Consider the following 9878-nt stretch of genomic DNA (forward strand, 5'->3'; position numbering starts at 1 on the left):
TAGAAATTATGGATAACTTATTAAAAGATTCTTTAGAGAGATTATTGCAAGATCTATGCACGCCTAGCGCTATCGGGAAGGTCGAATCTCAAGGCAATGCAACAGCTATATGGAATGCCTTAGAGGAGTCAGGTTTTGCTGATTTACTCGTATCTGAGGAGTCGGGTGGCGCTGGGGTTTCTTGGAATGATGCTTACGCATTATTTTTCCTAACTGGGCAATATTGCCTCCCAGTATCACTTGGTGCTACAGCCTATGCACGTACATTGCTTGCGACAAAGGGGTTTGATCCAGTTGCTGGCGCAGTGAGCCTATCTTGCGATATTCATCGCAAACAAAGTGGACAGATTCTGTCGCGCTCAACCCCCTTTGGAAAGGTTTCTGATTGGGTAATGGGTAGCATTGATGGAAAGACTTGGTTGCTGCCAGTTGGAGATGCTGTGGTACAGGATACCGGTATTCATGGGTCACTTCAGGCTCATTTACTCTGGGAAAGAATGCCCACTACTGCCATTGATCTAGGGGTTGAAGAATCTATTCGTAATGCTGGAGCACTCATTTGGACTGCCATGATGGCCGGCGCAATGTCAGAAATTCTAAAGATAGTTTTGGTGCATGCAAATGATCGGCAGCAATTTGGAAAATCGATTGGAAAATTCCAGGCTATTCAACAGCAAATTAGCGTCCTAGCAGAGTGTGTGCAAGCTGCTGCGATAGCAGCCGAGATGACATGTCAATCTGGTCCAGACGCTAAAAATGCATTAACTATAGCGGCTGGTAAAGCGCGCGTAAGTGAGTTGGCGCTTCAAGTGAACTCTATAGCGCATGCCGTTCATGGCGCCATGGGCATTACAGAAGAATTTCATTTGCATTATTTAACGCGTCGCTTAAATGATTGGCGACTAGATTTTGGCTCTGAGGGTTACTGGCAGGAAAAGCTTGGAATGGCTTATCTCAATAGTAGCGCTGATGGTGCTCTAGACTTTTTAATTCAATCTATCGATCCTCGTGAAAGGGTGAGTCATGGCTGATTTTTTATTATACGAACGGGATGGTCCTATTGTCACATTGACGATGAACCAGCCTGAGGTCCGTAATGCTGTTACTGGAAATACTGCTGTGCCTGAATTCGTTGCGGCTTGCGAAAAAATCACTGCTGACTTGTCTATTCGTGCGGTGATTATTGCAGCGAATGGCACTGTGTTTTCTTCGGGTGGCAATGTTAAAGATATGCTGCGTTTCACTACAGATGAAATATCCCCTGCAAGCCTTCGTCAGTGGTACGTGACGGGTATTCAGCTGCTGACTAAAGCGCTCTATAACTTGGAGGTACCAACGATTGCTGCAATTAATGGCCCAGCCATTGGCGTGGGTTGTGATTTGGCATGCATGTGCGATTTCCGAATCGCAAGTGATAAGGCGACTTTTGCAGAAAGCTTTATTAGGGTTGGGATTATTCCAGGTGATGGTGGTGCATGGCTACTGCCGAGAACGGTGGGCATGGCAAAGGCAATGGAAATGGCTTTTACAGGTGACCCTATTACAGCTGCTGAAGCACTTGAGTGTGGCTTAGTCTCTAAGGTTACAACCCCAGAGGATCTTCTGCCCAGCGCTAATGAGTTGGCGAAAAGAATTGTAAAGAATCCCGGTAATGTGCTGCGTATGACAAAGCGTTTAATGCGTGAGAGCCAAACAAGTTCATTGGATGCGATTTTACATATGTCGGTAGGTATGCAAGTGATTGCGCATAAGAGCCCTGCGCACCTAGAAGCAATTAATGCCTTTATTGAAAAACGCACTCCAAACTTTGCTGATGAATAGGCCAATTGAATTTTTTGGACCTTTAAAGGGTTTAAAGGTCGTCGATTTGACGACCGTATTGATGGGGCCATATGCCACTCAAACTCTAGCTGATATGGGGGCCGATGTCATTAAGGTTGAGCCACCAGCAGGGGATACCGTAAGGGGAATTGGTCCTACTCACTCTCCTCGTATGGGCCACATCTTTTTGCATGTCAATCGAAATAAACGTAGCATTGTTTTAGATTTAAAAAAGCCCGAGGGATTAGAAGCTTTTTACGAGATTGCTAAAACGGCTGATGTAGTGGTGTACAACATTCGCCCATTGGCAATGAGAAGGCTGGGCATTACTTATGAGAAATTGAAAGCCCTTAATCCTAAAATTATTTATGCTGGAATTTATGGTTTTAGTGAAGAGGGTCCTTATGCTGGTCGTCCAGCCTATGATGATTTAATTCAAGGCATGTCAGCGGTTCCTGATTTAATGAGTCGATCTTCTGGTGGCGAGCCACGTTATGTTCCTCTAACGCTTGCGGATAGAACGGTTGGCTTAATGGCGGCGAATGCTATTTTGGCGGCCGTCTATTCTAGAAATACTACTGGCGAAGGCCAGGAAGTCGAGATTCCGATGTTCGAAACTATGGTTCAGTATGTATTGAGTGATCATCTATCGGGTCAAACTTTTGTGCCGCCAACAGGACCAAGTGGTTATCCAAGATTGCTCGTTAAAGAGAGAAAACCATACAAGACGCTTGATGGTTATTTATGTGTTTTGGTATATAACGATCGCCAATGGGAAAATTTCCTCAGCTTGATCGGTAAGTCAGAGTGGCTTGAGACGGACCCTCGTTTTAAAAATATTGGTGCCCGTACTAAACATATCAATGAGCTCTATGCCCTAGTAGCTGAGTCAATGAGCACTAAGACCAGTGCGGAATGGCTAAGCTTATTAGAGGGTGCGGATATCCCATGTATGCCACTCAATACGATTGATAGTCTCTTAGATGATCCTCATTTAATTCAGACGGGGATGCTGGAGACCGTAACCCATCCAACCGAAGGACAGATTCGCCAACTCGGCGTTCCTGTTCAGTGCTCTAAAACCAAAATTAATCATTTGCAGCGCCCTGCAAGGCATTTAGGCGAAGATAGTATTGGCGTTTTACGCGAGGCTGGATTTACAGATGATCAGATTAACCACCTCAAGGCGATCGGCGCAACCAGTCAATTTCAAAGCGAGCAACGTTGTGAAAGCTAATCCATCTGTAATGCGTGCTGTAGCAGTCAACATCGATAACAAGACTAAAGACTTTGGCATAGATGCTTTTGTTGATGTCGAGCTAGAGATTCCGCAACTAAAGCCCACAGATATAAGGGTTAGGGTGAAAGCTGCCGCGATTAATCCCATTGATTTAAAAATGTATCGTGGAGCGAAAAATCCTGGAACTGTTTTGGGTTGGGATGTGGCAGGAGAAGTTGAGTCGGTAGGTGTAGATGCTAAATTATTCCAAGTAGGTGATGAGGTGTATTACGCAGGAGTTGTTATCCGGCCCGGTGGTTTTAGTGAGCTACAGGTGGTTGATGAAAAAATTGTCGGCAGCAAACCGAAAAAACTCTCTTTTGTAGAAGCGGCTGCATTACCGCTTGCTTCCATCACATGTTGGGAAGCTTTATTCGAAAAGATGGGTATTCCACAAGGTGGCGCTAATGCTACGCTTTTAGTGATTGGTGGCGGTGGCGGGGTGGGTTCCTTAGCAATTCAGCTCGGCGCACGAGTTGCAGGAGTTAAGGTTATTGCGAGTGCCTCAAGAAATGAGACCCAGGAGCAATGTATCGCAATGGGAGCATCCGCTGTCGTAGATCATAGTTCACCGCTTTCACCTCAGATAAAGGCATTGGACTTCAAGTCGGTAGACTATATCTTGTGCTTGACTGATCCCGCGCCAATTTTTGCCGATTTAGCAGACATTATTAGCCCTCAAGGAAAGATTTGTTGTCTAGTTGAGTCTTCCGTAGACTTGCCAATGAATCTATTAAGAACTAAAAGCGTTGTATTTTCTTGGGAAGGTGCTTTTACTAAATCATTATTTCGCACGAAAGACATGATTACCCAACATGAGATTTTGAATAGGGTTTCCGAATTAGTCGATGCCGGTAGATTGAAAACGACTTTGAGTGAAGAGCTGGAATCAATTAGCGCAATTAATTTAAGTAAAGCCTGTCGCAAGTTGAGTGAAGGTGGTGTAGTAGGAAAAATAGTCATCAATGGATTTAATTGAATTTAAAAAGTAATGGAGGAGACAAAATGAAGAATTATAAAATCATGAGAGCGAGTTTTTTAAAGCTCACCGTAGCAATGGCAACAGGCTTTTGGGTTTCAGCTGCATTTGCGCAGCCTTACCCAAATCACAGCATTAAGTTTGTTGTGCCATTTCCACCTGGAAGTGCAACGGATTCTTCGGCAAGATACTTTGGTAAAAAGTTATCGGAGATGATTTCTCAGCCAGTGGTGATTGAGAATAAGCCGGGCGGCAATAGTTTTATTGCGATTCAGCAAGTGCTGAATGCGCCTGCTGATGGCTATACGGTATTTATCGGAAGTAATTCGCCAATGGCGGTAAATGCAGCCGTATTTAAATCACTGCCTTACGATCCAGTAAAAGATTTCAAGCCATTAACTATGCTCACTCGGGTTTCTAACCTCTTTATCGTTCCGGATAACTCTAGTTTTAATAATATTGGAGAGTTGGTGGCGAAGGCTAAAGAAAGTCCTAATACTCTCAATTATTGTTATGGTTCCGCTGGCTATCAATTGATGTCCGAATTGTTTAATCAATCTGCCAACATTAAAACAACTGGTATCCCATACAAAGGCGCTAGCGAATGTGTGACTGCTGTCATGACGCGTTCAGTTGATTATGCAATTTTAGATATCACCAGTGCTATGGAGTTGGCTAAGAGCGGAAAAGTGAAAGCCCTCGGGATTTCTTCTGAAAAGCGCTCACCACTTTTGCCTAATGTGCCTACAATGCAAGAGGCTGGAATAAAGGATTACACGGCTTACGCTTGGGTTTCCGCAGCCGTTTCTGCAAAGACACCTCCAGCTGAGGCTGCTGCTCTAGCCGCTTTGATGACTAAGATTGCTGAACTTCCAGAAACAAAGGCTTTCTATGAAAATATGGGAGCTGAAACAATGAAAGGTGGGCCTGAGTCAATGGCAGCATTTCAGAAGTCGGAAATTGCTCTTTGGAAGCGTGTTGCGACTTTGGCAAAAATTGAACAACAGTAATCCTATTTCTAAAGGTCATCGATGATGGGTAATTCAAATGTGGATGATGTTATTAATGCGCGGATGTCTGCGAGAGCATTCACACCAGAATTACCCTCTCGTGACTTAATAGAGCGTATCTTGGGGGTGGCTAGTAGGGCACCTTCAGGAACCAATACGCAACCTTGGAAGGTTTACGTCCTTGAAGGAAAAATTCGGGATGAACTTTGTAATAAGGTCTGCGCTGCCTATGAATCTATTTCAAAGAATCCAGAATTAGGTAAAGATTTTGAAGAGGCTTACAGCTACTATCCTGAGAAATGGTTTAGTCCCTACATTGATCGTCGTCGTGAAAACGGCTGGAGTCTTTATGGTTTATTGGGAATCGAAAAGGGTGATAAAGAAAAGATGTTTTTGCAGCATCAAAAGAACTTTCGCTTTTTTGATGCACCCATTGGCCTTTTCTTCACGATTCATAAAGACTTAGGTACGGGATCTATCTTGGATTACGGTATGTTTTTGCAAAACGTCATGATCTCAGCTCAAAGCCATGGTTTGGCAACTTGCCCTCAGGCAGCATGGAATAAATTTAGCAAGATCATCACACCAATCATTGGTGCCGGTGACGATGAAATGCTCGTTTGTGGAATGGCTATCGGTTATGCGGACCAATCACATAAGATCAACACATTTCAGACGCCTCGTGCCAAAGTAGAAGAATTTACGACTTGGCTAAAGGGGTCCTAGGTAATTTTTTCTTTTTTGAACTGCTCGATTGATTCTGCTGAATAACCTAAGAGTTGGTGTAGGATTTCAAAGTTAGAGTCTCCTAATTTAGGGGGCGGGCGCTTATATTCAGGTGGGGTGCTCTTTAGCCTAAGAGGACTTGCAATAGTGGAGATAGTTGACCCATCCTTATACCGAGTATCCACCTTAATTTCTCGATGAATCACATGAGGATCCTCAAATACTTGCTGATAATTGTTGATAGGTCCGCAAGGAACATCATAGCTTTCTAGTATGGAGATCCACTCATCTCTATTTTTCTCAAGCATTGTTTTGGCGAGGTGAGGGATAAGCTCCGAGCGTCCAGTAATGCGCCCAGTAACCTTTTCCCATTTTGGATCTTGGGCTAAATCTGGACGTACTATGGCTTCACAATAACGCTGCCACTGAGTATCATTGCCAACAGCAATTACGATTTCACCATCTTTTACAGCAAACACTTGATAGGGCACAAGGCTTGCATGTGCATTTCCATATCGAAATGGCACCTTACCATTAGCAAAATAACCGGTGATTTGATTACCGCCAAGTGCAATGATGCTATCAAGTAATGCCATATCAATATATTGGCCGAACCCTGTTTGCTCTCGACTATTTAATGCAGCAAGAATGGCAATAGTGCTGTACATACCAGTAATTACGTCAGCAATTGCAATGCCGACTTTTTGCGGACCGCCGCCTGGTTCTGAATCCGCCTCACCCGTAATGCTCATGAGTCCGCCAATTGCCTGAAAGACAAAGTCATACCCAGGTTTTTGAGCATTGGGCCCATCCTGGCCATATCCTGTGATCGAGCAATAGACCAACCTAGGATTAATTTTCTGAAGGCTCTCGTAATCCAAGCCATAGCGTTTCAGGTCACCGATCTTATAGTTTTCAATTACGACATCGCTAATCTTGACTAACTCCTCAATAATCCTTTTACCTTGAGGGGTTGATAGATTGAGGGTGAGCGATTTTTTTCCGCGATTTGCCGCTGCAAAGTAGCTGGAAATTTTTTCCTCCATGTTGATCCATGGAGGCCCCCAAGCCCGCGTATCATCGCCGTGCCCAGGACGTTCTACTTTAATTACCTCTGCACCCAAGTCGGCAAGATTTTGTGTGCACCACGGGCCTGCAAGAATCCTCGAGAGATCTAGAACTCGAATATGCGATAAGGCTCCAGAATTTATAGGAAGGGTGTTCTCTGAAGTCACAATTATTCAGCTTTGATATTGGCGTCAGATATTACTTTAGCCCATTTGGTGATTTCAGCATCAACGTATTTGGCGTATTCTGCTTGAGTCATGTTGCCAGCATCAGCCCCTTGTTCTGAGAATTGGTTTTTTACCTGTGGACTTTGTAGAACTGCCAGCACATCACTAGAGATTTTATTTAATAGTTCAGGCGACATTTGTGGTGGCGCATACATACCAAACCATGCGAGTGCTTCAAAACCTTTAAGACCAGATTCACTAATTGTAGGAACATTTGGAAGTGCGGTGCTGCGAGTTAAGGATGTAACGCCCAGTGCACGTAGTTTTCCAGCTTTGATATGACTAAGTACACCGGGTATTGAATCAAACATGACTGAAATTTGATTCCCCAAAAGGTCGTTCAAAGCAGGGGCAGCGCCTTTATAAGGTACGTGAACCATATCAATTTTCGCCATTGCTTTGAATAGCTCTCCAGATAGGTGGTTAGCGCCACCTGTGCCTGCGGATCCAAACATCACCTTGCCTGGATTTGCTTTTGCATACGTAATCAGTTCTTGGACATTCTTGGCAGGAAATGCTGGATTTACGACCAATACATTGGGTACTCCAGCAACCAAGCTAATCGGGGTAAAGTCTGTTCGGGTGTTGTACTTGAGATTCTTATATAAGCTCGGGTTGATAACGTGATGTGTCGCAGTCACCATAAGGGTATAACCATCAGCAGGCATATGCGCTAGCAGTTCTGAGAAGATGGTGCCGCTTGCCCCAGGTTTATTTTCAACAACTACAGTCTGCGACCATTTCTTTGTTAGTTCGTTTGCTAGAACGCGCGCGAGGATATCCGTTGTTCCCCCTGGCGGAAATGGCACCACAATTTTCACTGGTCCGCTTGGATAGTTCTGCGCATATACATTACCGATAAAAAGCAAACATCCAAGAAAGAGAATTTTTTGAATTAAATGGAGAAGGCCCTTCATTTGCTAACCCCTTAAAAATTATTTGATTTGTATTGGAAATTCAACGAGCGCCTCGCCAGCTGCAACGACCTCACCCTTTTGATTATTAACAATGACATTTAGACAAGCCCACTGGCCCTTTTGTGTTGTCTTTAATGAGGTGATGGTAGCGCTTGGGGTAATAGTATCGCCAGGTTTTACGGGCGACTTCCAACGAGTTTCGAGTCTTCTATGGATACCCCCATGTGGATAGAGCCAATCCGTGAGCATTCTAGTGATCACTCCAAAATTATTCATGCCGTGCATGATGATGCCGCCAAATTGCGTTTTTCCAAAACTTCCCTTCATATAGTCATCATCAAGATGAAGGGGGTTAAAGTCTAGTGAAGCTTCGCAGAACTCCCGAATAGTCTCTCGGGTTGGGTGAAATGGTGTGCCATTAATAATTTGGCCTACGCTTAATTGTTCAAATGCATTGCTCATAGTATTGTCCGTCGATTGGATTGCTAGATTAGAAGAATTAATTAGGTCGAATAGTCCAGCCGCGACCCGAGCATATAACTTCATTATTTTGATTAAAGAAGACGTTGTCATGAACTACAAAAAGACGCTCTTTTTTGATAAATTTATCAAGAGCTCTTGCTTCTAGACGAATGACATCGCCTGGTCTTGCGGGAATGTTGTAGCTCCAGGACTGACCTGCATTAATAGTTCCAGGACTGCGCATCCAATCATCAACTGGGGTACATGAAAACATCAGCAATATATGAATAGATGGTGGGGCAATAATTCCTTTATATGGCGTTGTCTTGGCATACTCTTCGTCAAAGTAAAGTGGATGCTCATCACCTAGAACTTTACAAAGCTTTTGAATCGCCTCGAGTGTCAATGTATATGGGATCGTTTTTCTAGGTTGACCAGGAATAATGTCATCCCAAATTTTTCGCACTTCCTCATGTTTCCAAAAATCTGTCTCAAAATTAGTAGTCGTCATAAGTTATTTAGCTAAATATTGATTGAAAAAATTGAGAGTGACCTCAAGTGCTTGATCTGCTTCCGCCTTGCGGTAGGTTAAGCCCCCATGTCTTGCAAATGCATGGTCTGCTTCAGGGTATTTGCAAATAGTAACGAATGGACTGGTGCCAAGCTTGCGTTCAAGCAAGTCATTAACTTCTTTCTGAACCCATCTATCCTTCATTGCCATGTGCAGCAAAAATGGGCGGTGTAAATTTTTAACTTCTCTTATTTCATGTTCTATATAAGTGCCGTAGTAAGCTACCGCACAATCAATTTCAGTTCTGCAACACATTAAGTAACAAAGTTTTCCACCTAAGCAGTAACCTACTGTACCAACCTTGCCATTAAAGCCGGGCAAATTTTTAAGATACTCAGCAGTTTGATCCATATCTTGTACGGCTAAGTTGTAGTCGAAGTCGTAATACAAATCAAATGCCTTAGCTACATGTTCTGGATTTCGATCTGAAAGCTCTACATTAGGCTCTTGGCGCCAAAAGACATCAGGTACGAGGCATATGTATCCTGCATCAACGAACTCTTTGGCATGAGTACGCATCGTTTCGTTGACGCCCCAGATTTCCATAATGGCAATAACTGCGCCTTTGGGAGGTCCATCCGGTATTGCTAAGTAGGCGCCCATATTTCCATCGCGCAATGGAACGTTAACTGTACTTGCTTTCATTGTTTTATTTCTCTATTAATTAGGTTGTTCTTTTTGTTTCTTCCTCACGTAGATTCAAACACGAAGTGCAACACGGTTTAAGGACTGCATAAATACTTCATTGGGGGTTTTAAATCCTAATCGTTTTCTAGGTCGGTTGTTTAAACGGTCTTGGATCATTCTAAGCTCCTTAT

11 protein-coding genes are annotated in these 9878 nt (G+C 43.6%); 6 read left to right on the top strand and 5 right to left on the bottom strand.

The genetic code is table 11. The features are described 5' to 3' along the window. Nucleotides 1-8 precede the first annotated feature (8 nt). The 6 genes from ICN47_RS12115 to ICN47_RS12140 are packed head-to-tail and all read left to right on the top strand — an operon-like array spanning nucleotide 9 to nucleotide 5815. Nucleotides 9-1031: an acyl-CoA dehydrogenase family protein gene (locus ICN47_RS12115; protein WP_216220179.1), complete on the top strand. Its 1023-nt coding sequence runs from the start codon at nucleotides 9-11 to the stop codon at nucleotides 1029-1031. Further along, a complete protein-coding gene (locus tag ICN47_RS12120) occupies nucleotides 1024-1821 on the top strand; it encodes a crotonase/enoyl-CoA hydratase family protein (protein WP_216220180.1) in 798 nt (265 codons plus the stop codon). Before ICN47_RS12115 ends, ICN47_RS12120 begins: the two co-directional genes overlap by 8 nt. Next, nucleotides 1778-3058 (top strand): CaiB/BaiF CoA-transferase family protein, encoded by a 1281-nt coding sequence (locus ICN47_RS12125; RefSeq protein WP_255539016.1) that lies wholly within the window; start codon nucleotides 1778-1780, stop codon nucleotides 3056-3058. The genes ICN47_RS12120 and ICN47_RS12125 overlap by 44 nt, the downstream gene beginning before the upstream one ends. Next, nucleotides 3048-4079, top strand: a complete 1032-nt coding sequence (locus ICN47_RS12130; RefSeq protein ID WP_370626328.1) for a zinc-binding alcohol dehydrogenase family protein — start codon at nucleotides 3048-3050, stop codon at nucleotides 4077-4079. Before ICN47_RS12125 ends, ICN47_RS12130 begins: the two co-directional genes overlap by 11 nt. 26 nt (nucleotides 4080-4105) lie before the next feature. Beyond that, complete coding sequence (locus ICN47_RS12135; protein ID WP_216862673.1) at nucleotides 4106-5089, top strand: tripartite tricarboxylate transporter substrate binding protein; 984 nt, start codon at nucleotides 4106-4108, stop codon at nucleotides 5087-5089. Between the two features lie 21 nt (nucleotides 5090-5110). Then, nucleotides 5111-5815, top strand: a complete 705-nt coding sequence (locus tag ICN47_RS12140; protein ID WP_216220181.1) for a nitroreductase — start codon at nucleotides 5111-5113, stop codon at nucleotides 5813-5815. Here ICN47_RS12140 and ICN47_RS12145 read toward each other — a convergent pair. Genes ICN47_RS12145 through ICN47_RS12165 form a run of 5 tightly spaced genes read right to left on the bottom strand, consistent with a single transcriptional unit; the run spans nucleotide 5812 to nucleotide 9705 of the window. Beyond that, a complete protein-coding gene (locus tag ICN47_RS12145) occupies nucleotides 5812-7056 on the bottom strand; it encodes a CaiB/BaiF CoA transferase family protein (protein WP_370626329.1) in 1245 nt (414 codons plus the stop codon). The two genes, ICN47_RS12140 and ICN47_RS12145, sit on opposite strands and share 4 nt — an antisense overlap. Then, nucleotides 7053-8027 (bottom strand): tripartite tricarboxylate transporter substrate binding protein, encoded by a 975-nt coding sequence (locus ICN47_RS12150; RefSeq protein ID WP_216220182.1) that lies wholly within the window; start codon nucleotides 8025-8027, stop codon nucleotides 7053-7055. The genes ICN47_RS12145 and ICN47_RS12150 overlap by 4 nt, the downstream gene beginning before the upstream one ends. A gap of 18 nt (nucleotides 8028-8045) precedes the next feature. Beyond that, nucleotides 8046-8489, bottom strand: a complete 444-nt coding sequence (locus tag ICN47_RS12155; RefSeq protein ID WP_216220183.1) for a MaoC family dehydratase — start codon at nucleotides 8487-8489, stop codon at nucleotides 8046-8048. Between the two features lie 37 nt (nucleotides 8490-8526). Beyond that, nucleotides 8527-9000 carry a MaoC family dehydratase gene (locus ICN47_RS12160; protein ID WP_216220184.1) on the bottom strand — a complete coding sequence of 158 codons (474 nt, stop codon included), beginning with the start codon at nucleotides 8998-9000 and terminating at the stop codon, nucleotides 8527-8529. A gap of 3 nt (nucleotides 9001-9003) precedes the next feature. Then, nucleotides 9004-9705 (bottom strand): dienelactone hydrolase family protein, encoded by a 702-nt coding sequence (locus ICN47_RS12165; protein WP_216220185.1) that lies wholly within the window; start codon nucleotides 9703-9705, stop codon nucleotides 9004-9006. Between the last annotated feature and the right edge of the window lie 173 nt (nucleotides 9706-9878).

The sequence above is a fragment of the Polynucleobacter sp. AP-Latsch-80-C2 genome, from assembly GCF_018882185.1.
Taxonomy (GTDB): domain Bacteria; phylum Pseudomonadota; class Gammaproteobacteria; order Burkholderiales; family Burkholderiaceae; genus Polynucleobacter.